The sequence below is a fragment of the Rhodanobacteraceae bacterium genome (assembly GCA_024234055.1).
Taxonomy (GTDB): domain Bacteria; phylum Pseudomonadota; class Gammaproteobacteria; order Xanthomonadales; family SZUA-5; genus JADKFD01.
The window spans coordinates 78806-102840 of sequence record JACKOW010000005.1; the positions used below are offsets into that span (position 1 = coordinate 78806).

Sequence of the window (24035 nt, forward strand, 5' to 3'; positions counted from 1 at the left end):
TCCGGGACTCCTTTGGAGCAGGGGGACACATCGAAGAGGAACAACCGCCTGTGACCGTGTATCACCCCACCGACACCATGCCCAACTGGCTGGAGCGTGCCTGGATGGATCGCTATCTTGACCGCGAACTCGATGACGACGAACGCAACTGGTTCGAGGCCTACATGCTCGATCGGCCACAACTGATCGAAGAGCTGGAGGCCGACGAGGCCGTGCGGGCTGCCGTGCCCTCACTCCCGAGCGAAGCGGCCGACCAGCTTCTCGGCGAAGCGCCGGCGCCGACCAGAACGCTGCGCTCCAGCCTGCGCTGGCTGCCCTTGGCTGCGGCAGCGTCGATCACCGGTGCCGTGCTGTCCGCCGCGCTGCTTCAACGCGAGGCCGTCCCGGTAGAAACGGCGTACGCGGCGCTGCTGGATGTGTCCCGCTCTAGCGCCGATACCTCACCCGTCGTGCTCAAGGCCGGCGCCACCAATGTGTTGTCGATTGCTTTTCCACCTGAAGTGACGGCAGCGTGGTGGGTCATCGAAGGCAGCAACAGAAGAATTCCGATCGACATCGACGGCACTGGTTTCGGAACTGTAGTACTGCACAGCCCTGAAGTGCCGGATTTGTCCGCGGAACTGAATTTCAACCTGAACGGACAGGCTCATCAGCAGAAGATCCTGATCCCAGTGAGATGACTGAACCACCTAGTGGTTTCCCTTCCGTTAGAGCGGAGTGAGTTCCAATGAATCCAATGGAGTTCTGCCGAGGAGCGAACCTGTGCGTATGCCTGACCAATCGCGAGGCACTGTGCGGCAAGTACGACATCTTGCGTGACTCGTCCAAAGGGCACTTCAAGGCAGGCGGCGCTATCGAGATCGTCCCGGACCCCCGACTCCCCGACGCTGCCATCTTGCGGCTGTCGGGTGGCTCGCATCCCCAGGTGATCAATCTGGTTTTGGGAAACCTCAATCGCCAACACCATTGGATGTATGGCCACGGCTCAGGGGACTCGCTCGTCTTTGTATTCCTCTGCGCTGCACCCTCTGAGAGAACAGGAAAGCGAAAGATCCATCTGGAGGTCTTTCTCCCTGGCAGCAGTCACGCCAATGAATTGCCATGGTTGCCCGGCCAGATCAGCCACGATGGACCATGCTCTGACAGAAAGATCCTGCAGGACGACGAAGGCAGCGGCGAAGAACCCTAGTGAAGCGCATGCTCGCTGCCTGCGCCCTGTTGTGCGCAGCAATGCCCTCGTGGGGCGCTGCGCAGGCTCAGCAGAGAGCCGTTCAATGCGGAAGCCCGGCTTGGGTTGATCGGCTTGAGCTCCAGCAGATTGCCGAGATTTCGGCCACTTCGGCTGGTGTGCTCCGTGTCCGCGAACTGGGCGTGGATCTGGTCTTTGCTGCGGGGGAGTCTGAGCAATGGAAGGCGGTCAAGTTGAGGCCACCCAAGCTCGGGGAAGCCTGGGTGAGGCTGCAAGCAGGAGATCGGATACGCCTGCGTAGCCAACGCGCTCAGGTGGCGCCGCTGCGGGTGGAATTGCTCTGCGAGTCGGAGCTCAGCGCCGACCAACGCTGCCTTGTCGAGCTGACGGCTGACCAGGCAGCCCCCGCGGCATCCGAACTGCAAGAGATCGCATTCGGCGACGGCCATTGCGCTGCCGCAGCCACGCACGAACTGGCGCAACTTGCGGCCAATGCCGGCATGCACCGGGTATCGGCGCAGCGCTATCGCGATCTGGTCCAGCGCTGGAGTCGTCTGGGAGTGGGCGACCGCGCAGCCGCAGCGGAGCTGGGCCTGGCCGAGCAGTTACTGAAGGCGGGCGAGATCGCGGATGCGGAACGTGTTGCCGACCGGGCGGCGATCGACAATGCCAAGGCCGGAAACGTCGCCTACGCCACTCGCTCTCAGGTCACCCGTGCTGTCGCGCTGCGGCGTCTGGGCCAGCTTGAGGAATCACGCCAACTGCTGTTGGCCACGATCCCGGAGTTCGAGGAACTGGGCGAACGCAGCGAAGTCGCCAACGTGCATTTCAACCTTGCGCTGGCTGCCCTGATGAGCGGCAACAGGCCATGGTTCGAATTTCATCTGCACAGCATTTCGCAGATCGATGCGTCGGCGCTGACGCCGGTGATGCAAAGCCGGATCGCTCTGGCCCGGGCACGTGGCGAGAGCGCGGCCGGTCATTACGTTCAGGCACTGTCCGAGCAGGCCCGCGCACAGAGCGTGCTGGAGGGCTCGGCTTTCCGCGGCGACATGGCCGTGGCGGCGCGCAATCTGGCGATGACCTATCTGGCGCTGGGCATGCATGAGGAAGCCTACCAACAACTGACGCGGGCGCTGACGATCAGCCCGGCGTCCGAGTCACCACAGCGTACAGCCTCCACGCTGCTGGTGCTCGCCGCGGTCGATCTGGACAATGACCGTCCGCAGCAGGCTCAGCGCTGGACCGGAGCTGCCCGCCAGATCTACGGACAACTGCGCATGCCGATGGAAGCCGCGACTGCCGAGGCCGGCGAACTCGCGCTTGAGCTGCGACTGGGCGCCGATCCGCACCGCGTGATCGAGCGCATTGAGGGCCTGCGGCGTGGCTATCCGGGCACCGCCAGCGACACCTGCGCAGCGCTCGCCAATGCCCGCACTGCCATCGGCGACGCCGCAAGCGCATTGAAGACGGTGGACGACGAAAGCTGCAGACCTGGATCGCTCGACAAGGCAATTGACCTGGTGGAGGCACGCGCGCTGGCTGCGGGCGTCACCCAGCCACAGCTCGCGCAGCAGCAACTGCTGGCCTTCGCACAACAGCTCTCCAAGATGCTCGGCGAGGCCAGCCCGGGATTGCATTACGCGGCGCAGCGCCGTCTGACGCGCCTGCGCAGCGTCTGGCTGCAGTTGCAGGCCAGGCAGGGCGAGCCGGGACAGTCCCCGCAGAGCGTTCTCGAATTTGCGTTGGCCACGCATCCTCTGCGTTTTCAGGCCGACACCGGCGAGTCTCCACCCCGGATGTCGGAACGCCTGGCTTCCCCGGCCATCGGCACCATCCTGCTTGACGCTGATGGCAACGATTCCGAGGTCGAGGACCTCGCAAACCGGGAAATACTGTCGCGACTTGCCCGGCGGGCTGCCGAGAATGGGTCGCAGCTGCCATCCCTCTCGAACATCCAGGGCCGCCTGGCGCCCGGAACATGGATGCTGGTGTTACTGGGTGGCGACACCCAGGGCCTTGCCTTGTGGCTGTCCAGAGAAGGCTCTTACACCGTGCCGCTGCCACCTCTGTCGGTGCAGCGCGATCTGCTCGCCAGATTGCTGGACCGCTTGCGATCGCCCGGCACCGCTGTTGCCGAAGTCGTCGCCAGCGCACGCGAGTTGTCTGCCGCCCTGCTCACCGGCGCGCCCGGCACGGCGCCACCGGATGCGCTCTGGGTACTCAGCGATGAGCAACTCAGCGGCACGCCACTGGCCCTGCTGTCGTGGCCCGGCGCAGAGGCGCCGCTGGTCGAAACCACCAATCTGAGCTGGATCACCAGCATTCACGACGGACCAGAAGCAGGTGCGGTCGAGATCCGGCGTTTCCGAGCAAGCCTGCATGCCATCGTTGCTGCCAACATTGGCAATGGGGCCTACGCCGGGCTGGCGCCGCTTTATGCCGCCACCTACGAGCCACAGCTGATCAAAGCGTCGATGCCGGCACTGGAACTGACCACTCGTTCCGGCGCCGAGGGCACAGCGGAGGCGTTGATGGACGCCCTGAAAACACCCGGCGCCATCGTGCATCTCGCCGCGCACGGTATCGCCCGACCGGGCTTGCTTGGCTACGCCGGCGTCTGGCTGGCGGCCAGACCTGACGCCAGCGAGCCCCAGTTTCTCAGCTGGCTCGATCTTGCTGATCAGCCATTGCGGGCACAGTTGGCCGTGTTGAACGCCTGCCAGTTGGGAGCGGGCTCCGAAACGGGTAATCGTGGCAGCCTGAGTTTCGCCAGCGCCCTTGCCAACGCTGGTGTCGATCAGGTGGTCGCAGCAACCTGGCCGGTCAGTGACGCCGCGGCCGGCACCTGGGTTCCGGCGTTCTATTCCCACCTTGACCCTGAGCGACCAGACACCAGCGCTGCCGCGCTGCGCGCCGCCCAACTGGCATTGCGGCGCTCACGGCACTTTCGGCATCCCTACTACTGGGCTTCGCTGGGGCACTATCAGGCTCTGGCGGCGTCGAGATGAGCAACGGGCCCTTGATGCGATCTCCAATGCCGCCTCAGTTGTGCGTGCGCCGAAACCACCACGCCGCGAGGCCCGCGGTGAAGTACATCAGTAGGCTGTAGATGGCGGCGGGTATCGAGGTGGCTGGCAGTTCCAGCACATTGAGTGCGATGAAGATCGCCAGGGCGCTGTTGTGGATGCCGATCTCGAACGCGATGGCGATGGCCTGGCGGGCGGGCAGGCGGGACAGGCGGGCGGTGCTGTAGCCGATCACCAGACTGAGCACATTGAGCGCCAGACAGACGCTGCCGACCTGCAGCCAGTTGGCGCGCAGCAGCGCCCATTCCTTGTGCGCGGTGAGCACGATCAGCAGCACGAGGATCAGTACCGACAGCGGCTGGACAACGCCCTCGATTCGGTCTGCCAGCTGCGAGCGCGAGCGCCGCAGCCACATGCCGAGCGCAACCGGCAACAGGATGATGGAAGCGACCTCCACGATCTTCTGCACCGGTGCCGGCACGCTGGCCTGATCACCGAGGAAATACGCCATCGACAACTGCACCACCAGCGGCAGGGTGAGCAGGATCAGCAGGCTGTTGATCGCGGTCAGGGTGATGTTCAGCGCCACATCGCCGCGGGCCAGGTGGCTGAAGACATTGGCGGTCGCCCCGCCGGGCGAGGCCACCAGCAGCATCAGGCCCACCGCCAGCAGCGGCGGCAGGCTGAAGATCAGGCAGAGCACGAAGGCGATCGGCGGCAGCACCAGCATCTGCACGCCGAGGCCGATCAACACCGTGCGCGGCATCTGCAGCACGCGCAAGAAATCCGCCGTGTGCAGATGCAGGCCCAGACCGAACATGATGACGGCGAGGGCCAGGGGCAGAAACAGATTGGTGACGAGGCTGGCTTCCATGCCAGCAAGTCTACCGGTAACAAGGATGCCGTCAGATCCAGGCCGACTCCGGCTCGGACGCGTCCAGCCGGAAAAGGCCGGCCCGGTCGCCTATCCTCGTCGGACCGGAACACAAGAGCAACGGGCGTGGCGGGGAACCTCTATACGGACAACAGGCAGGACTTGCTGGGCGTGGTTGCCCAAGCCTTGCGGGCGCGCGACTGGACTTTGATGTTCACCGCGAATGCGCAGCGACGGGCCGGGCAATTACATCAGTCCGGCTGCGTGGACATCGAATCGGTGACCCGTATCAAGCGAACGGGTGCCATCCAGATCAAGGCTACCGTGCGCTCACAAGCCGATCGCTATTCCAGCTATCGCACCCGAATCGAACTGATCGACCCCGGCGACGACCCGCAGCTGGATTTCAGCTGCGCCTGTCCCGTGGGCTATGCCTGCAAGCACGCGGCTGCCGTATTGCTGGAGGTTCTTGGCCCCGCCGAAGACCTCAATGATGCTGACGCGCATCTGCCACTGCCCCCGCCGTCGATGGCCAACTCGGCGCAGCGGCGGGCACTCATCCAGCAGCTGGAACGGGAGGCCGGAGCACTGGGCTACACCCTCGCCGAAGTACTGGCGCAGCCCCCTGCGGATACTTCCTCTGCCGACTCGGACCTCGACGCCCAGGATCTGGGCAATCTGCGCGCGTGGACGCAATGGCTGGATCGCCTGGAACTGCCGCCGGCGCAACCGCCGGCCAGTTATCAGGAGTTGCAGTTCCGGCTCCAATGCAAGGGGCCGCATCTGCAGGTTCAGATCCTGGCACGTCGCCCGGATGGCCGCGGCAAGACCCCTGCCTTTGCCTTTCTGCCCAATCTCCTTGGCGGCGGCGCTGATCCCTGGAAACAGATCGCGCCGGCGGACAGGACGCTGCTGATGCAGGTACTGACCTGTCAGCGGGTGCAGCAGTACAGCGAGGATCGGGTGTTGTTGGGGACTCACGGCGAACAAACCCTCGAAGGCCTGCTGGAACGCGGCGTCTCGCTCATCAATGGTCTGGCGCTGCGCCCGGGCGCAGCGCGCCAGGCCGCTCCTGGCTGGGCCGTTCGCCCCGATGGCTCCCAACAGCTGCAGGCGCAGATCGCGCCGCCGGCGGAGATCGTCGCCATCGACCGTCTCTGGTACGTCGACAGCGGCAGCGGAGAAATCGGCCCGGTCACGGGTTTGACCGTCGTCGAACTGGAACGCCTCCGACGAGCTCCGCCCTTGCGGCCAGCGGTGATGCGGCGGCTAGGCGACCGCTTGCGCTCCCTGCCCGATTTCCCGATGCCAGTCGCCATCGAAGCCCGGCCGCTGGGAGCGCTGACAGGCGCGCGATTGAAGCTGCTGAAGCCTGTCGATCACCTGTCCGAGTCCGCTACCGAAGCACGATTTGCCGCGCTCAGTTATCGCTATGGCGACATCTGGGTTGAACATGACTACCTCAGGACCGATGTATCGCACGCCGACGGTTCGGTCCACACCCGCGGGCAAAGGGACTGGGGCGCAGAGGACCGCTGGCAGAAGCAGCTGCGCCTGGTGGGCCTGGTTCCGGTACGCGAGCGCTATTACACGCCGCAACCCTGGTGGATGCCGGCGCAATCGCCCGCTACGCCCGAGGTCTGGCTGAACTTGCTGGAGCCCTTGCGCAAGGCCGGCATTGAAGTCGAACTGGACGCGGGTTTTCCTCTGCGACTGGAACCCGAACCCGACGAGTGGTACGCCGATCTGGAATCGACCGAAGGCAGCCCCTGGTTCGATCTGGAACTGGGCATCCGCATCGGCGAGGAGCGGGTTTCGCTGTTGCCGATACTAGTCAAGGCGCTGGCCTCGAAATCGCTGGCGCTGACACCGCCGCCTGGCGAAGCCGCTGATGCCACCTGGCTGGCACCGATCGACGATAGGCGCCGGGTGCGCCTGCCGCTGAGCAAGGTGCGCACGCTGATGGCACCCATCCTCGAATGGCTGGCGCAGCTTGGCAGCAGCAAGTCATTGAAGCTGCCGGCGCTGCGGGCTGATCTGGTGCACGCCTACGACGAGCTGGCGCTGAACGTGAGAGCCGCGGACACGCTGAAGCGACTGGGATCGGCGCTGCAGGCGGATCGCCCCTCTACCCGCCTTGCGGCACCTGCAGGTCTCAAGGCCGTGCTGCGCGACTACCAGCTGGACGGCATTACCTGGCTGGATTTCCTCGGCTGCCATCAGCTCGGCGGCGTGTTGGCCGACGACATGGGCCTGGGCAAGACCGTGCAGGTGCTCGCCCATGTGCTCAGCGAACGCGCCATGGGGCGCATCAAGGCGCCGGTACTGGTAGTGATGCCGACCTCACTGATACCCAATTGGCAGGCCGAGGCGGCGCGATTCGCGCCTGAGCTGCGCGTGCTGACCCTGCACGGCAACGACCGCAGATCCGAATTCGTGCGCAGTGCCGAGCATGATCTGATTCTCACCACTTATGCGCTGCTGTCGCGCGATTTCGACGAACTGGCGGCGATACCCTTCGATCTGGTGGTTTTCGACGAGGCCCAGGCGTTGAAGAACCCGGCCGCCAAGGCCGCGCAATGTGCGCGCCGGCTGCACGCGCGTCGGCGTCTGGTCATGACCGGCACGCCGCTGGAAAACCATCTGGGCGAGCTCTGGTCGCAGGTGGATCTGGTACTGCCCGGATTGCTGGGCGAACGCCGACAGTTTACCTCGCACTTCCGCACACCCATCGAAAAGCACCAGGATGCCGATGCCCAGGCGCGCCTGGGCCGGCGCCTGCGACCCTTCCTGCTGCGTCGAAACAAGCAGCAGGTGGCGCAGGAACTACCCCCGAAGACCGAGATCGTCCACCGCGTCGAACTGCAGGACGGCCAGCGCGAACTCTACGAATCGCTGCGCCTGGCGATGCACGACAAGGTACGCAAGGCCATCCGCAGCCGCGGCGTGGGCCAGAGCAGCATCATCATCCTGGATGCACTGCTGAAGCTGCGCCAGGTGTGTTGCGACCCGCGTCTGGTCAAGCTGCCCGCCGCATCACGGGTGCGCGCCAGCGCCAAGCGCGATGCCCTGATGGAATTGCTGGAACCTCTGCTCGACGAGGGTCGACGGGTGCTGCTGTTCTCGCAGTTCACCCAGATGCTGGATCTGATCGAGTTGGAGCTGAGAGCACGTTCGCTCGCTTTTGTGCGCCTCGACGGCAGCACGGCAGACCGCGCTGCGCCCGTTGCCGCTTTCCAGAGCGAGGCCGTGCCACTGATGCTGATCAGCCTGAAGGCCGGCGGCGTCGGGCTCAACCTCACCGCCGCCGACACCGTGATCCACTACGATCCGTGGTGGAATCCCGCCGTGGAGAACCAGGCCACCGACCGGGCCCATCGCATCGGTCAGGACAAGCGGGTGTTCGTCTACAAGCTGGTCTGCAGCGATACCGTAGAGGACAAGATCATCACCCTGCAGGCCCGCAAGGCCGACTTGGCCAGTGCCATTCTCGACGGCGGCAGTTCGACGCAGCTGCAGTTTGACGAGCAGACCGTCGAGGAGCTGCTGGGCGGCGGGATCTGAGCGCTCTGAGTCTGACTCAGCCAAAAAAAGGCCGGGTTTCCCCGGCCTTTCTCAATGCCCGGCTTGCGCCGGGCTGCCCAGGCCTGATCAGGCCTTGGCTTCCTTCTCCATCAGCTTGTCGACCATGCCGGCCGGCACTTCAGTGTAGTTGTTGAACTCCATGCTGAAGGTGCCGCGACCGCGGGTGGCCGAGCGCAGGTAGTTGATGTAGCCGAACATCTCGGCCAGCGGCACGAAGCCGTGGACGAAGGCAGCCGTACCCTTGGTGCCCTGGTCGGTGACCTGACCGCGACGACGGTTCATGTCGCCAATGACGTCACCGAGGAACTCGGCTTCGGTCACGACTTCGATGCGCATCATCGGCTCCAGCAGCTTCGGCTTGCTCATCTTGTGGGCTTCGCGGAAGCAGTGGCGGCCGGCGATTTCGAAGGCCAGCGCCGAGGAGTCGACGTCATGGTACTTGCCGTCGATCAGGCGGGCCTTGAAGTCCAGCACTTCGTAGCCGGCGATCTGGCCCGACTTCGACTCGGCCTTGATCGCGAACTCGACCGAAGGGATGTACTCGCGCGGGATGCGACCACCGACGATTTCGTCGACGAAGACCACACCGCTGCCCGGCTCGCCCGGCTCGAAGATCATCTTCACTTCCGCGAACTGACCGGAACCACCGGTCTGCTTCTTGTGGGTGTAGATGTGCTCGACCGGCTTGCCGAAGGCTTCGCGGAAGCTGACCTTGGGCTTGCCCATGTTGGCATCCACGCCGAGTTCGGTGCGCATGCGGTCGATGGTGATTTCCAGATGCAGTTCGCCCATGCCGCGCAGCACGGTTTCGCCGGTTTCCGGATCCACATTCAGACGCAGCGAGGGATCGGCCTTGGCCATCTTGTAGAGCGCGGCCGACATCTTGTCGATGTCGTCACGGGTCTTGGCTTCCACCGAGACACTGATCACCGGATCCGGGAAGCGCATGCGCTCCAGCAGCACCGGATGGGCCGGATCGGTCAGTGAGTCACCGGTTTCGGTTTCCTTCATCGAGACGAAGGCGCAGATGTCACCGGCGCGGACTTCGTCGATGTCCTTCGTCGCATTGGCCTGAACTTCGACGATACGACCCACGCGCTCTTTCTTGCCACGCGTGACGTTCATCAGGGTGTCGCCCTTCTTGATCACGCCCGAATACACGCGGGTGAAGGTGAGCGTACCGAACTGGTCGTTGATGACCTTGAAGGCCAGCGCACGAGCCGGCGCGTCGTCACGGACTTCCTGCTTGCCGATGACGTTGCCGTCGGCGTCCACCATCGAGATACCGCCGTTCTCGCCGGGGTACGGCAGATAGTCAATGACCGCGTCGAGCAGCTGCTGCACGCCCTTGTTCTTGAAGGAGGAACCGCACAGCACCGGCACCAGCTTGCCGGCCACGGTACCCTTGCGGATGCATTCCTTCAGCTTGGCCTGATCGAACTCACCAGTCTCGACGTAGTGCATGAAGGCATCATCGTCCACGGCCAGCGCGGTTTCGATCATTTCCTCGCGCAGCTTCTGCAGATTGTCGAGGTACGCGTCATCGCGGGTGACGGTGAACTTCAAGCGCGAACGCACTTGATCCAGCGGAATGATCTCCCACTGGCTGTCCTTGTCGTTCGAGTGCCAGAGGTAGGCGGCGCCAGCGACCAGATCGACCATGCCGACGAACTCGTCCTGGCTGCCCAGCGGCACCTGGCACAACACGACGGTGGCACCCAGGCGCTCGCGGATACCCTTGACGCAGTGTTCGAAGTTGGCGCCAATGCGATCCATCTTGTTGACGTAGCACATGCGCGGCACGTTGTACTGGTCGGCCAGACGCCAGTTGGTCTCGGTCTGCGGCTCGACACCGGCGACTCCATCGAAGACCACCACGGCGCCGTCGAGCACGCGCAAGGAACGATTCACCTCGATGGTGAAGTCGACGTGTCCCGGGGTGTCAATGACGTTGACGTGGTAACCCTTCCACTCGGTCGAGACGGCGGCGCTCTGGATGGTGATGCCGCGCTTCTTTTCCTGCTCCAGATAATCGGTGGTGGTGCTGCTCTTGCCGTCCTTGGTGTCATGGACGTCGATGATCTGGTGCTTCTTACCGGTGTAGTACAGCACGCGCTCGGTCGTGGTGGTCTTGCCCGCGTCGATGTGGGCAATGATGCCGATGTTGCGATACAGCGCGAGCTCTCTCTGCCTGGCCATGTTTTGATCTCTTGACGTGTAGTGAATCGGCCCGAAAAAGCCACGCCCGGGTAGAGCGCCGATCTCTCGGAAATTTCTGGGCGAGCCTACTGGCTCGCACGGTACTGCTTCGCACTCAGCTGCGGTTCCGGTGTTGACCGGCACCTCAGGAGGCAAACGGGTCTTGCTCGCGCGACAAACGGACGCCAGCGCGAGCGGCCGCGCATTATTCACCAAAAAGCTAGCTTGATTCCTCAGTGCTTTATGAAGCTGAACAAGCACCCTGCCATCTGATGTCGGCGCACCCAGCTGAACGAGCCCGCACGAAACCTGTACATTATGGCTGAAAATGGCCGGCCTGGCACTGGGTGCTGTCCGCGGTCGGTTGTCGGTTGTCGCTGCAAGGGGTTCAGGGCACGGCTACGAGCGTCGTACTTTGGTAGGTCCGGACTTGTCTGGACGCTTCTCCAGCCCATCGCCAGGAGCGTCCAGACAAGTCTGGACCCACAAGAGCCGGCGCCGATGCGAGCCCGTGCATCGACATGACACTGCCTACAGGCCCTGAATCCCCGACGTCATTGCGAGCGACCTGTTTCGGCCCGACACTGCGCACGGGCCATGAACCACAAACCCGCCTGTAGGAGCGACCTCGCGTCGCGACCGGCCAGCCGCACGTCCGAAGCAGCGGTCGCGCCGCAAGGGCGCTCCTACAAGTGGACCAAGAAAATCAAAGACTTGCAATATGGGTTCATGGAGAGCGTAGCGAAGCAATCCAGGGATGTGCGGCGCTACCCTGGATTGCTTTGTCGCTGCGCTCCTCGCAATGACGCATCAACAACTTGCGATATGGGTTCATGGAGAGAGCCCTCTCGTCCTCTCGAGCGCTACCCGAACAAGCCCAGCCCGCTCGCGAACACCAGCGCAATCAGAACCGGCGCCACGTAGCGGCAGAGCGCTTTCCAGATGGCGTAGGTGGTGTCGCTGATATCAGCGAGCTGCTTGCGCCGCAACGGCTCGGCCAGCACCCAGCCGGCAAAGGTGGCAATGGCCAATCCACCCAGCGGCAGCATCAGATCACTGGCAATGAAGTTGGTGAAATCGAGGATGTTGCGATCGGCCAGCCGCACTTCTGACCACACGGTGAAGCTGAGCACGCTGCCGATGCCGACCGTGCCGGCGAAGCCGCCGAGCAGCGTCGCCGCCAGCCAGCGACTGAGTCCGCGCTCGACCAGATAGGCGGTGCCGCCCTCGAGGATGGAAATGGTCGAACTCCAGGCGGCAAAAGCCAGCAGCACGAAGAAGGCCAGTCCGTAGACATTGCCGAACTGCATCTGCGCGAAGGCGCTGGGCAGGGCCACGAAGACCAGCCCAGGGCCAGCGGTGTGCGGATCCAGCGAGAAAGCGAAGACCAGCGGAAAGATGGCCATGCCGGCCAGCAGCGCGACGCCGGTGTCGGCGATGCAGATGATCCCGGCCAGACGCGGAATCGAAGCCTTGTCGGGCACATAGGCGCCATAAGCCATCATGCCGGCCATGCCCAGACTCAGCGAGAAGAAGGCCTGGCCGAGCGCGGCTACCAGCGTGCTGCCCGTGACCTTGGAGAAATCCGGCGCGAACATGTACGTCAGGGCCGCACTGAAGTGCCCGGTGGTGGCGCCATAGATCACCAGGCTGACCAGAATCAGGAACAGCGAGGGAATCATGAAGCGCACCGCCGCCTCGATACCCTTCTCGACGCCGCGGGCTACCACGCCGATGGTCAGCACGATGAACACGAAGTGCCAGAACAGCAGACTTGAGGTGCTGCTGGTCAGCGCCCCGAAGTGAGCCCCCGGGTCACTGATCGCGGGCGTGGTACTGAACACCGCCTGGGCATAGGTGACGGTGTAGCTCAGGGTCCAGCCGGCGATCACGCAATAGAAGGACAGGATCAACAATCCAGCCACGATCCCGGACCAACCGATCAGCGACCAGGCCGGACTGGCCCTCGACTCTCGCGCCAGATCGATCAGCGTGTTGATCGGACTCTCGCGCCCAGCGCGACCGATCATCACCTCGGCAATCATCAGCGGCAGACCCACCGATAGCACCGCGAGCAGATAAACCAGGACAAAGGCGCCGCCGCCGTTCTCTGCGGTCACATAGGAAAAGCGCCAGATATTGCCCAGCCCCACGGCCGAGCCCACCGCGGCCAACACGAAACCCAGTTTCGATGACCACATGCCGTGCTGAGATACGCCCGCTGCCATGTCTCTCTCCCTCCCCGATACAGGGGAAGGACAATAGGACAGTTGGACGCGGACGGGGAGGCGTCCGGCACGAACGACTGCCGCCTGGCTGTGCCGACATCAGCGGTTCCGGCAAGAGCAACCGGCCGGCAATGAAACTGGCGCACGATCAGCGGGCTAGTCGCCGACAGAGGCCTTGATCCGTTCCTCGGCACGCTTGCCTTCCTGATAGCGTTGCAATCGCGCTTTCATGGACTTCACGGTCGGATTGTCGGGGCCAGCTCTGGCCTCCACCTCGGCAATCACTTCCCGCTGAGTGGCAACAGCCAGTTCAAAGTCGCCTGCAGCTGCCTGGCAGGCAGCGACTGTATCCAGCCAATCAAGCCTGTCGGTCGCGACTTTGGCCAGCGCCGGGCCCAACACCTCAGACTGTTCGCGGCTGAAGACCTCGGGATCGACGCTGGTACAGCGCAGCCATGCCAGTTCGTTGAGCGCGGACGCATTCTGCTCTTCCTGCCACCAATGATCGAGCAGTGCCAATCCACGAGGGACATCACGATATTCGGGCTTGGCATTGATCAATACGGCGGACAGTGGAACTGCGATCTCGGGATCCTTGTTCTCGATCCCCTGCTCCAACCAGCGTTGGGCCAGCTCGACATCGATCTCGGGCGAGGGAGCAGTCAGACCCCCGGCCGCATAGAACATGCGCGCCATCTGGTGACCGTTCTCGCCGGCTTCGCGCACCAGCGCGAGGCCCTGCTCCGGCGCATACACGGGGCTCCCCGGCTGCAACTTCCAACTACCCAGATCAAAACGCGCCTCATCCGAGTCGTGTTCCGCAATCAGCGCCTCCAACAGAATCCGTGCCCGTTTCGGCGCATCTTCCACGCCCTCAGGTTCGCTGAGCAGAAAACGCGCCATCAGCACGCTGGCCTGTTCGTCGCCGAGCAATACCGCTTCGCTGAACCAGGAGTCTGCCAGCTGATTATTCTCGGCGCCCCCTTGCCTTCCGTAGTCGAGCGCGAGCACCCTCATCGACCTCACCTCTCCAGCTTCGGCGCCGATTCTCAGCCAGTGGCGCGCCTGCTCGACGTCCGCCTCGAGCAGCTCGCCCCGCAGATAGGCCAGCCCCAGAAACAGGGCCGAGAGTTGATCGCCTGCATCGGCAGCCCTACGCAGCATCGGCAGGCCCACGTCAGCCCGACCCGCTTCCACATGTACGCGGCCAGCCAATCCCAGGGCAACGGTCGCACCACCGTCCGCGGCGACCCGCAAGAAGGGCAAGGCCTCCTGCGGAATCTGATCCTGCGTCCAATCTCCGGTGCTGAGCGCCACCGGCACGCTGGCGAGCGGATTGCCTGCGGCCGCAGCCTCACGCAGTGTCTCCGCCACCAATGGGTGCAATTGGGTCTTTCCGTTGATCGATTTGAGCAGGACTTGCAGCGACACTTCGGCTTGGGGTGGCCCGAGCGCTCTGTTCGCCTCGGCCAGCATCGCCAGAGCGGCTTCGTCATCGCGCTCCACACCACGCCCTTCGGCGTAGGCCACAGCGAGCACGACATAAGCATCAGCAAGACCTGCCTCGGCATAAGGCAAGAGCAGCTCAACGCCTTCTGCGGCGCAATCGAAAGCCTCCACGGTGACGCAGATCAAGCCAACCCAGAGCCGATGACCGTCTTCCTTCTTCGCCAGCGCCCGGACCGCCTCCAGGCGTCCGTCCACGGAATCCTTCAACAAGGCCTCCCACGCGTCTCTCGCTACGATTGCCGCTTCACTCTGGTCCAGTCCACGCAGCAGTTCCAAGGCGAACTGGCGTCGGCCGGAGGGCATCCGGAGCTCGGGCGTATCACGCGCCAGCTGCACGAAGTTGTCGAGAAAATCGAAATACATGGACTGCTGGCGCTTGCTGTCCTCGTCCAGCGTGCTGACGATCAGACGCATGTAGCGCCCGGTTACCGGCACTTCGTAAGCCTGTGCCAACACCGTTTCGCCGCTGAGTTCAAGGATGGCGTAGATGTCGTTTTCGCCCAGTACCGGAATCGGGCGCGAATAGCTTGCCATGATGCGTTGGCCGAGGGCGTTCTCCAGCAGCGCTGCCAGCACCGCTTCCGACTGCGCGGCCAGTTCGGAATCGCCGTTGAGCTCGGCGCAGCGCCCACCGTAGAACCACATGCCGGCGCTGACCGGAATCTCTGCCAGGGCTTCGCGGATTTCCTGTTCTCTGGACTTGCACAAGGCCGGATCCAACTCGCCGGTCTCGTCGAACAGTTCGTTGAGGAAGCGCAGGGCGTTACCGGCGCGGGTCAGATCGGAGCCGGCGAGAAACTGCTTCCAGACGTCGTCAGTCGCCTGCTGGCCGGGTATACCAAAGGGTGAACCGACCTCGCCGCGGCCGGAAGCTGGCTTGGTGTCGGATTCTTTGGCCGTCGCCGTGACCGCGGTGGTCATCAACAGGCACCACAGTGCGATGCCGGCAAGGAGCTTATTGCTCATGAACTTCTCCGCCTTGTGCCCGCGAGCGGGCGCTCTTGAGGATGGCGCGCAAGCGTGCCTCTCGATCCTGAATTCTCTGCTGCGCCGGCATCAGCACGCGCAAGCCCTGCTGACTGAGATGCTCGGCACGTTCGATGGCTGCCAAGTGCTGGTCGATGTCAGCAGCCGGCAGGATGGTCTGCAGGCTCTCGAAATGATGACCGAGCGCGAGTCCGTCCGCTTCAGACTTGCGCCACGAACGCCAGCGAAAGGCCGGCGAATCGACGCTCTCGTCGAGTTCGCTGGCACCGTCTTGCCAGGACTCTGGCAACTCGATTCTGGCCTCGTAGTCGATGCTGGCTGGGGCGGTCGCGATGAAGGGTCCGGCGCGCTCCAACTGGCCGGGACGCACCAGTTGCGCAGCAGCCTCGGCTGCTGTGGGTACCAGCAGTAGCTGCAAGTCCCCGCGAGTCCACGGGTCCTGCAATTCGTAGTGCTCCGAGACGACGATCTCGTTGGCATCAACGTCGTCGGCGATTCCGAGCTCAGCGGTGGTGCGCAGCTTGCCGAAATGACGCCGGTAGAACTCCGCATACTTGCGCTGGATCTCCTTGCTGGTGCTACCCGCCAGCGCACGCCGGAACTCGTTGGCAGCATCACCGCTGCGCCGTGTTTCCACGGTCAGCGCGACCGTTTGCCGATCTTCATCGGCGACGCTGTAGCGTTCGCTCACGGCAATCCTGTATTGGGCCGGATCGGCCGCAGGCATGGCCGTCAGATCCTTCTGTCCGACGTCAATGATCAGGGCATGGCCTTCCAGACCCGCCCGGCGATCACGAACATGGCCGCGCTGCCAGACCAAGGTTGGATCCAGCCACAGGCGCTCGCCATCGACAATGGCCGTCACGATGACATGATCGAAAGCCGTGGCCGCAGGTGGCAAGCGATCAAGATTGGGGCCATTGCCCACCGAAACCAGCGCCGGCATTGCCTCGATGTCGAGGGCTCGCAACAGCGTGGTCAACAGCTGTGCCTTGTCCTTGCAGTCGCCGTAACGGCGTTGCCAGGTCAAGGCCGGCGGATTCGGGCGATGCGAGCTGTCGCCCAGTACGGTGGCGAAATAGCGCACGTCGTCCTGCACCCGTTGCAAGGCCCATGAGGCCCGCTCTGCCTCGGTCAGCAGTCGTTTCTGCGGCAACTCCTGCGCCAGTTCATCGGGGAGATCAGCGGTCGTGAGGTAGAGCGGCAAGGCCCAATCCACGATCTGTGCCCAGCTCTGGTCTTTGGAAACGGCCCAGGCGGGACGATCGACATACCAGGAAGGCAAGTCCTGCTCTCTGCGCACACCGGGCAGCGCCTTCGCCTCGGCGCGCCATTCAAGATGGCCGCTCCTGCGCTTCAGCGTCGCCTTCGGCGGCTCGTTGAAGCTTTGCGCGTTGACCTTGGCATCCTTGGCAAACAGGACCCGAGCCTTGCGATGCAGTTGCGGAAACTCGCTGCCAAAGGAAAATTGATGGTGTGAATGCCCAGCCAGTACCGGATTGCTGCCGTGCACGCTGTAGCTGATGCGAACCACGTCACCTACGCGAACGTCATCGATCACCAGCAGCGCCGACACGCTGCTGTCGCTGAGATCGGATTCGAATTCGGCCTGGCGCCGGGTCAGCTCCACGCCCTCAGGGCGGAAACGGTCGGCCCAGCGGCCCGCACGCCGCACCGCAATCTGGTGCAGCTGCAGCGACTGGTACTCACTGCGAAAACCGATTTCGAATCGACCCGCATCACCCAGGCGCTCGGCGGTCATCGGCTCGAAGGCCAGATCGACATAGATCGTGTCATCTGAAGTGCGTCGATCGACCTGGGTGTCGATCAGCCAATAGCGCCAACTGGAGTCGGAATCAACATCGAAAGACGCGGGCCATTGCTCCGGCACGCTGGATGCATCCACGAAATCCGGCAAGGGGCTGAGTTCGCTGATGCTCGGCAGCGGTGGAGCGCTTTCCGCAGCAAACGCGACGGCCGCTGGCAGCAGCATCCAGAGCAGCAGACTGGGCCAGACCGGAAACTTGTGGGAACTGGGCATGAAAACGCTCCGCGCTACAGTTGGTAACAATAATCGGGTCGCGAGCATAGTTGAAAGAGGGTCCTTCTGACAGCTGCCTGGCGACTCGTTGTGCCGAGTCGATTGAGTTGGGGCCTGCGCCCATGCATGGCTGAGATTCATCTGCGCCAGATCAGACTCGATCGCAGCACGCATGGGGGAGTACCGCAATGAGAATCCTGGTCTTGCTGGCCGTCCTGCTCTGCGCCTCTTGCGGGCAGGCCAGCGACTATCTGCCGCAGGATGGCGACCTGATCTTCCATACCTCGCGCTCGGCACAGTCGCAGGCCATTCAGCGCGCCACCCATTCGCGCTACAGCCACATGGGAATGGTGCTGCATCGCGAGGGCAAGGCCTTTGTGCTGGAGGCCGGCAAGACCGTGCAGTGGACGCCGCTGGCGCAGTGGATAGCGCGTGGCGATGAGGGTCACTATGTGGTCAAGCGCCTTCGCGCCGCCGATGCGTTGTTGACCGCGCAAGTGCGCCAAAAGTTGCGCAGCGAGGCGCTGCGCCTGCAGGGACGGCGCTACGACGCCGCCTTCGGCTGGTCCGATGAACGCATCTATTGCTCGGAGCTGGTGTGGAAGGCCTACCAGCGCGCGCTGGGACTGCGCATCGGCGAGCTGCAGAAACTCAAGGACTTTGACTTGAGCGACGCTGCCGTCCAGGCCAAGCTGAAAGAGCGCTACGGCGACCAGATCCCGATGGAAGAAGACGTCATTTCGCCCGCGGCGATGTTCGCCTCGCCGCTATTGATCGAGGTGGAAAGGAACTGAGCCCGTGCACGACAACCTTGCCGAGTCCTGCCGAGGCATGGGTTTCGGCCCGAACTGCGCCTGTGCCACAAGTTCGTGTGTGAGGTAGCGCGGTTCCGGCGCGCGGTAGATCGGATCGTTCGCCTGAGGTATTCGCGCCAGCGGCCGCGGCCGGAGCCTGAACGCATCCCGATCAGGCCGACGCGATCCCACTTTGCATAGCGCTGCAATCCCCCTCCGATCGATATTGTTGCCGACAGTAACGCCGCAGCAAGTACGAATCGCCAGGGCGATTCTCTCCAAACCAGTCATCAGGACTTCAACATGCAGAAACTAGCCATTATCGCCGCCGCACTCGCCCTATTCGGCGCGTCCGGCGCATCGGCGGGATCCCTTGAAACCAGCCTCGCCGCACAGACCACCATTGATCGCGGCTTTCTGACGACCAGCAGTTCAGAATTCATCCTGCGAGTGGATCTGCGCAGCGGTCAGGCCAATCTCACGCGACTGTCGGCTCCGGACGCTGACAAGCGCTTTTCATTCGCCATTGGCGCCGATCCGGGCACACTTGCAAACATCGATTTCATGCTGCTTGGCGCAGACTCTGATAGCGACTCGGACCGGCAACCTGTCACCCGTGCGGCTGCCTGTGCCACGGAAGCGAGCAATGTGACCACGGCGGCGACCTTGGTCAGCAACTCCTGCAACCCAGGGCAACCCGCTCAAGCGTGCACGTCTGCAACTAACGCATTCGACGGTGCCGTGGATTCCTTCAGGCACTGCATTCGCAATCACATGCAGATGAAATAGCGCAAGAGCGTCGACGGTGTGCACTGGCGCGCACCGTCGGCCTCCCCCCTCAGAGCCGCTCAAACACCGCCGCTATGCCCTGGCCGCCGCCGATGCACATGGTCACCAGTGCATGGCGACCGCCGCTGCGGTGCAGCTCGTAGATGGCCTTGATGGCGAGGAAGGCGCCGGAGCAGCCGATCGGATGGCCGAGCGCGATGGCGCCGCCGTTGGGATTGGTCTTGACCGGATCCAGTCCCAGACCGCGGGACACGGCGATAGCCTGGGCAGCGAAGGCTTCGTTGGATTCGATCACGTCCATCTGATCCAGGCTCATGCCGGCCTTCTTCAGTGCCAGCTTCGAGGCCGGGATCGGGCCTTCGCCCATGATCTCGTTGGGCACACCGGCCACCGCGTAGGACACCAGGCGTGCCAGCGGCTTGTGGCCAGAGTTTGCGGCGTGGGCGGCATTGGCCAGCACCACGAAGGCGGCGCCGTCGTTGATGCCGGAGGCGTTGCCGGCGGTCACCGAACCATCCTTCTTGAAAGCCGGCTTCATCTTGGCCAGGGTTTCCAGCGTGGTGTCGGGGCGCACGTGCTCGTCGGTATCGATGGTCACCTCGCCCTTGCGGGTCTGCTTGACGATGGGGACGATCTGATCCTTGAAACGACCTTCGGCGATGGCCGCTGCCGCCCGTCGATGGGATTCCACCGCCAGAGCGTCCTGCTCCTCGCGACTGATGTTCCACTTGGCCACCAGATTCTCGGCGGTGATGCCCATGTGGCCGACGCCAAAGGGATCGGTCAGCGCATCGACCATGAGGTCGATCATCTTGGTGTCGCCCATGCGAGCACCGCTGCGCATGGCCGTGGACAGGTAGCCGCCGCGCGACATCACTTCAACGCCGCCACCGATGCCGTAATCGCAATCCCCCAGCAGAATGTTCTGCGCCGTGGTGACGATGCCCTGCAGGCCGGAGGAACACAGGCGATTGACCGCCATGGCCACCGAATCCATCGGCAATCCGGCCTGGATCGCGGCCACCCGCGCCACGTACGCATAACGCGGCCCGGTCGGGATGCAGTTGCCGACCGTCACGTAGTGGATGGCCTGGGGGTCAACGCCGGAACGCGCCACCGCCTCCTTCATCACCGTGCCCGCCAGCTCATGTGGCTCGAAGTCGGCGAGGCCACCGCCAAAACTGCCGATCGGCGAGCGCGCCGCGCCCAGAATCACCACGTCTCTAGTCGTCATTGCCAATCCATCCCGTGCCGAAGAATCAGGGTGAGCACGATAACGCCAATCGGCGATGCTTGCCGAAGAGCTGGTTGCTGGTTGTTGGTGTCGGAAAGAGCGAGCTCACGCAGAGACGCGGAGGGCGCAGAGAACAGCGCGAGCCGGTCCTGCATTCTGTGAGAGTCCCGGTCGCCCCTGGCGGTGCGCTTACTCGCGCATCAAACATCGGAGGGCGCGAGGGCACGAGGGCACGCAAGGGCAGCCTCACGGCGAGCTCTTGATCTAGCGTGCCCTCGTGCCCTCTCGCCCTCGTGCCCTCAATTCAGGTATTGGCGGCATGTTTGGTGAGAGCGGCTTCAGCCGCGATCCGGGAACCGCAGCGCATCCGGGTCAACCCGAGTTTCCTTGTCGCGTTCTTCAGATCAACCGGATCGTTCCGATCACCCAAGGCAAGGAGAAAGACATGCGTAGCTGGCTCAAACCCCTGACACTGCTGATCACCGCGGCCATGGCCAGCGGTCCGCTGCTGGCTCATCCCACCGACGCCGTCACCCGCGCCGAGCGCGCCGGCCGCTGGCTGCAGCTGGACGACACCCAGGTGCAGCAACTCGCGCACTTCATCACCGACACCCAGTTGCAGCGACGACAGCGCATGGATGCCCTGCGCCCGGAATTGCTGGCAGTGCTGAGCGAATCACAGAAGGCCAGGCTGGCGGAGCTGATGGTCAACCGCGAGCTGCGCCTGCCGCGGGGAAAGGATGCGGGCGAGGAACGCCTGTCCCGGCTGCAGGAAGTGCTGGGCCTGAGCGCGGCCCAGGTGTCGGAACTGCGCACGCGTGGCGAGCGCATTCGGGCCGAGAATCAGCACTTGATCGAGCAGCGACGCCAGCAGTTGGTGGCCATCGTCGGCAGCGAGAATGCGGCGAAGATCGAGCAGCTCATCGCTCGTCGGCGGGGTGCGGGAGCGGATTCCCGCTGACTCGTCAGGACGGCGGGCTCTCCAGACCGCCTGATCGTAGCCCGTTGTGCCGCGCAGCGGCTCAGCGGGGCTCTTCCGCGTCACCGCCCGGACACCGCCGCGCGCAGTTCGGGCCAGAAGAGCTTTCGTAGCCCGTTGTGCCGCGCAGCGGCTCAGCGGGGTTCGTTCTCCACCGTCCGAATCGCGGCTGAAGCCGCTCCCACAGCCTGGTTTCACGGCCTGCCGCTACAGGCCTGCAGCCACCGGGTTCGCGGCAAAAAAAAAAGAACGGCCCGAAGGCCGTCCTTTGTTCAGCTGTAGCCAGACACGCGCCGGCCCTACTTCAGACCGCGATTCTCCAGCAGCGGCTCGACACTCGGGTCCTTGCCGCGGAACTCGCGGTAGAGCGTGGCCAGTTCGACGGTGTTGCCGCGCGAAAGGATCTGATCGCGGAAGATCTGACCGTTCTCGCGGGTCATGCCGCCGTGTTCCTTGAACCACGCGTACGCATCGTGATTGAGCACGTCCGACCAGAAGTAGGCGTAGTAGCCGGCCGAGTAGCCGCCGCCCCAGACATGGTCGAAATAGGTGGTGCGGTAGCGCGGCGGCACCTGCGCCAGATCGACCTTGAACTTCTTGAGCGCATCCGCCTCGAAGGCATTCACATCCTGCAGCGGCGCATCGGCCGGCAGCGTGTGCCAGGCCATGTCGAGCAGCGCAGCGGCCAGATATTCGGTGGTGGCATAGCCGCCGTTGAACTTGCCTGCAGCCACCATCTTGTCGACCAGCGCCTGCGGCATGGGTTCGCCCGTCTGGTAGTGCTTGGCGTAGTTGGCGAACACCGTCGGCTCGGTCGCCCAGTGCTCGTTGAACTGCGAGGGGAACTCGACGAAGTCACGCGAGGTGTTGGTACCGGCAATCGACGGATACTTGGCGTTCGAGAACATGCCATGCAGGGCATGGCCGAATTCGTGGAACATGGTGGTGACGTCGTCGAAGCTGATCAGCGCCGGCTGACCCTCGGCCGGCTTGGTGAAATTGCAGACGTTGTAAACCACCGGCAGCGTGCCGGCCAGTGCATCCTGCTCCACGAACACATCCATCCAGGCGCCACCGGACTTGCTGTCGCGCTTGAAGTAGTCGGTGTAGAACAAGGCCAGCGGACTGCCGTCAGCATTGAACACCTCGAAAACACGCATGTCGGCGTGGTAGGTCGGGATGTCCTTGCGTTCCTTGAAGGTGATGCCGTACATCTGGGTGGCGGCGTAGAACACGCCGTTTTCCAGCACGTTGTTCATCTCGAAATAGGGCTTGATCTCGGACTCGTCCAGATCGTACTTGGCCTTGCGTACCTGCTCGGCATAGAAGTCCCAGTCGGACGCCGTGAGTGTGAACCCTCCCTTCTGGTCATCGATGATCTTCTGGATGTCGGCCGCTTCCCGCAGCGCCCGTGCCGTTGCGGCAGGCACGGTGTCGGTCAGCAGTTTCAGCGCCATGTCCGGCGTCTTGGCCATCTGATCGCCGAGCTGGTAGTCGGCAAAGGTGGCAAAGCCCAGGAGCTTGGCCTTCTCCGCGCGCAGCTGCGCCAGGCGCTGGACCGCCGCGCGGGTATCGTTGTCATCGGATTGTTCGGTGCGGGTTTCCGAAGCCTTGAGCACCCGAGCGCGCAGCTCACGGTTCTTCAATGAAGCCAGCACCGGCTGCGTGGTGGTGTTCTGCAGCGACAGCAGCCATTTGCCGTCCATGTCGCGGGCCTTGGCGGCGGCGGCCGCTGCGGCGATTTCGCCCTCGGACAAGCCATCGAGCTGCGCGACATCATCCACCACCACAGCAGCAGCCGCGGTGGCCGCCACCAGCTGGGTATGGAACTTGGTCGACAGCGTGGTCTCTTCGACATTGAACTTGCGCATCATGTCCTTTTCCGTCTCGGACAGATTGGCGCCGGCGCGTATGAAACGGTCGTAATCGACTTCGACCAGACGCTTCTGCTCGGGATCAGTCAGCGACTCGCGGGCATCGTAGACGGCCTTGACCCGGGCGAAGAGCTTGGCGTTCAGCAGGATCTCGTCCTGATGCGCGGCAAGCTTGGGATTGATCTCTTCCTGAATCGCCTTGCGGGCATCGTTGGTGTCGGCCTGGACCAGACCCTGGAAGATCCGGCGCACGCGATTGAGCGTCTCTCCGGTGCGCTCCATGGCCTCGACGGTGTTCTCGAAGGTCGGCGGCTCGGCGCTGTCGGCGATCTTCGCGATCTGGGCCAGCTGCTCACTCATGCCCTGCTCGAAGGCCGGCAGATAGTGCTCATCCTTGATCAAGTCAAAGGGCGGCGCCTGGTAGGGCAGCGTGCTGGCGGTGAGCAGCGGATTGGCAGCGGGCGCGGGCATGGCAGCAGGTTTGGACTCGGCCGTTGGGGTGGGTTCGGAAGGCGTCTGGTTGCAGGCGGCCAGCATGAGCATGCTGGCAGCGAGCGCAAAAGTTCGCGTCATGGAGAGACTCCGGCAGGTACAGCGATGGGTGCAAAAGTAAACGCGCCACTTTAGCGCCAAGGCGCAATCCATGTGTAAATCCCGGATTAGCGAGCCGTCTGGGCGCGGTCCGCCAGGGTCTGCGGAAGTCAGTTTGGTGCGTTGGATTTCG

General features: G+C 63.7%; 14 protein-coding genes. 7 read left to right on the top strand and 7 right to left on the bottom strand.

The genetic code is table 11. The features are described 5' to 3' along the window. The first annotated feature begins 50 nt into the window (after window positions 1-50). The 3 genes from H7A19_10895 to H7A19_10905 all read left to right on the top strand — a co-directional run bounded on the left by H7A19_10895 (window position 51) and on the right by H7A19_10905 (window position 4200). Window positions 51-680 (top strand): hypothetical protein, encoded by a 630-nt coding sequence (locus tag H7A19_10895; GenBank protein ID MCP5475331.1) that lies wholly within the window; start codon window positions 51-53, stop codon window positions 678-680. A 47-nt stretch (window positions 681-727) separates the two neighbouring features. After that, window positions 728-1189: a hypothetical protein gene (locus H7A19_10900; GenBank protein MCP5475332.1), complete on the top strand. Its 462-nt coding sequence runs from the start codon at window positions 728-730 to the stop codon at window positions 1187-1189. Window positions 1190-1452: 263 nt separating this feature from the next. Further along, window positions 1453-4200 carry a CHAT domain-containing protein gene (locus H7A19_10905; protein MCP5475333.1) on the top strand — a complete coding sequence of 916 codons (2748 nt, stop codon included), beginning with the start codon at window positions 1453-1455 and terminating at the stop codon, window positions 4198-4200. A 34-nt stretch (window positions 4201-4234) separates the two neighbouring features. On the opposite strand, the gene H7A19_10910 is transcribed toward H7A19_10905, so the two are convergent. Next, window positions 4235-5092, bottom strand: coding sequence for a bile acid:sodium symporter family protein (locus tag H7A19_10910; protein MCP5475334.1), 858 nt, complete (start codon window positions 5090-5092; stop codon window positions 4235-4237). A gap of 171 nt (window positions 5093-5263) precedes the next feature. On the opposite strand from H7A19_10910, the gene H7A19_10915 reads away from it, so the two are divergent. After that, complete coding sequence (locus tag H7A19_10915) at window positions 5264-8656, top strand: DEAD/DEAH box helicase (GenBank protein ID MCP5475335.1); 3393 nt, start codon at window positions 5264-5266, stop codon at window positions 8654-8656. Between the two features lie 87 nt (window positions 8657-8743). On the opposite strand, the gene fusA is transcribed toward H7A19_10915, so the two are convergent. The 4 genes from fusA to H7A19_10935 form a co-directional block, all read right to left on the bottom strand. Beyond that, window positions 8744-10876 (bottom strand): elongation factor G, encoded by a 2133-nt coding sequence (fusA, locus tag H7A19_10920; protein ID MCP5475336.1) that lies wholly within the window; start codon window positions 10874-10876, stop codon window positions 8744-8746. An 863-nt stretch (window positions 10877-11739) separates the two neighbouring features. Continuing rightward, window positions 11740-13104 (bottom strand): sodium-dependent transporter, encoded by a 1365-nt coding sequence (locus H7A19_10925; GenBank protein MCP5475337.1) that lies wholly within the window; start codon window positions 13102-13104, stop codon window positions 11740-11742. Between the two features lie 156 nt (window positions 13105-13260). Further along, on the bottom strand, window positions 13261-15579 hold the full coding sequence (locus H7A19_10930) for a sel1 repeat family protein (GenBank protein MCP5475338.1): 2319 nt from the start codon (window positions 15577-15579) through the stop codon (window positions 13261-13263). Then, window positions 15569-17641, bottom strand: a complete 2073-nt coding sequence (locus H7A19_10935; GenBank protein MCP5475339.1) for a DUF3857 domain-containing protein — start codon at window positions 17639-17641, stop codon at window positions 15569-15571. The genes H7A19_10930 and H7A19_10935 overlap by 11 nt, the downstream gene beginning before the upstream one ends. Before the next feature lie 188 nt (window positions 17642-17829). Here H7A19_10935 and H7A19_10940 point away from each other — a divergent pair, with 188 nt between their 5' ends. Together H7A19_10940 and H7A19_10945 are read left to right on the top strand one after the other, a co-directional pair. Continuing rightward, complete coding sequence (locus H7A19_10940) at window positions 17830-18435, top strand: YiiX family permuted papain-like enzyme (protein ID MCP5475340.1); 606 nt, start codon at window positions 17830-17832, stop codon at window positions 18433-18435. A gap of 303 nt (window positions 18436-18738) precedes the next feature. After that, window positions 18739-19224 carry a hypothetical protein gene (locus H7A19_10945; GenBank protein ID MCP5475341.1) on the top strand — a complete coding sequence of 162 codons (486 nt, stop codon included), beginning with the start codon at window positions 18739-18741 and terminating at the stop codon, window positions 19222-19224. Between the two features lie 49 nt (window positions 19225-19273). Here the strand turns inward: H7A19_10945 and H7A19_10950 are convergent, their stop codons facing one another. Then, complete coding sequence (locus tag H7A19_10950; protein MCP5475342.1) at window positions 19274-20458, bottom strand: acetyl-CoA C-acyltransferase family protein; 1185 nt, start codon at window positions 20456-20458, stop codon at window positions 19274-19276. A gap of 445 nt (window positions 20459-20903) precedes the next feature. On the opposite strand from H7A19_10950, the gene H7A19_10955 reads away from it, so the two are divergent. Continuing rightward, window positions 20904-21419, top strand: a complete 516-nt coding sequence (locus tag H7A19_10955; protein ID MCP5475343.1) for a hypothetical protein — start codon at window positions 20904-20906, stop codon at window positions 21417-21419. 317 nt (window positions 21420-21736) lie between these two features. Here H7A19_10955 and dcp read toward each other — a convergent pair whose 3' ends face one another. Beyond that, window positions 21737-23884: a peptidyl-dipeptidase Dcp gene (gene dcp / locus H7A19_10960; GenBank protein ID MCP5475344.1), complete on the bottom strand. Its 2148-nt coding sequence runs from the start codon at window positions 23882-23884 to the stop codon at window positions 21737-21739. Window positions 23885-24035: the final 151 nt, after the last annotated feature.

Excerpts from the sequence above, each read along its gene's own strand:
- H7A19_10925 (MCP5475337.1), bottom strand. The coding sequence starts at position 13,104 with ATGGCAGCGGGCGTATCTCAGCACGGCATGTGGTCATCGAAACTGGGT.
- fusA (MCP5475336.1), bottom strand. The coding sequence starts at position 10,876 with ATGGCCAGGCAGAGAGAGCTCGCGCTGTATCGCAACATCGGCATCATT.
- H7A19_10945 (MCP5475341.1), top strand. The coding sequence starts at position 18,739 with ATGCAGAAACTAGCCATTATCGCCGCCGCACTCGCCCTATTCGGCGCG.
- H7A19_10955 (MCP5475343.1), top strand. The coding sequence starts at position 20,904 with ATGCGTAGCTGGCTCAAACCCCTGACACTGCTGATCACCGCGGCCATG.
- H7A19_10910 (MCP5475334.1), bottom strand. The coding sequence starts at position 5,092 with ATGGAAGCCAGCCTCGTCACCAATCTGTTTCTGCCCCTGGCCCTCGCC.
- H7A19_10930 (MCP5475338.1), bottom strand. The coding sequence starts at position 15,579 with ATGAGCAATAAGCTCCTTGCCGGCATCGCACTGTGGTGCCTGTTGATG.
- H7A19_10935 (MCP5475339.1), bottom strand. The coding sequence starts at position 17,641 with ATGCCCAGTTCCCACAAGTTTCCGGTCTGGCCCAGTCTGCTGCTCTGG.
- H7A19_10900 (MCP5475332.1), top strand. The coding sequence starts at position 728 with ATGAATCCAATGGAGTTCTGCCGAGGAGCGAACCTGTGCGTATGCCTG.
- H7A19_10940 (MCP5475340.1), top strand. The coding sequence starts at position 17,830 with ATGAGAATCCTGGTCTTGCTGGCCGTCCTGCTCTGCGCCTCTTGCGGG.
- dcp (MCP5475344.1), bottom strand. The coding sequence starts at position 23,884 with ATGACGCGAACTTTTGCGCTCGCTGCCAGCATGCTCATGCTGGCCGCC.
- H7A19_10950 (MCP5475342.1), bottom strand. The coding sequence starts at position 20,458 with ATGACGACTAGAGACGTGGTGATTCTGGGCGCGGCGCGCTCGCCGATC.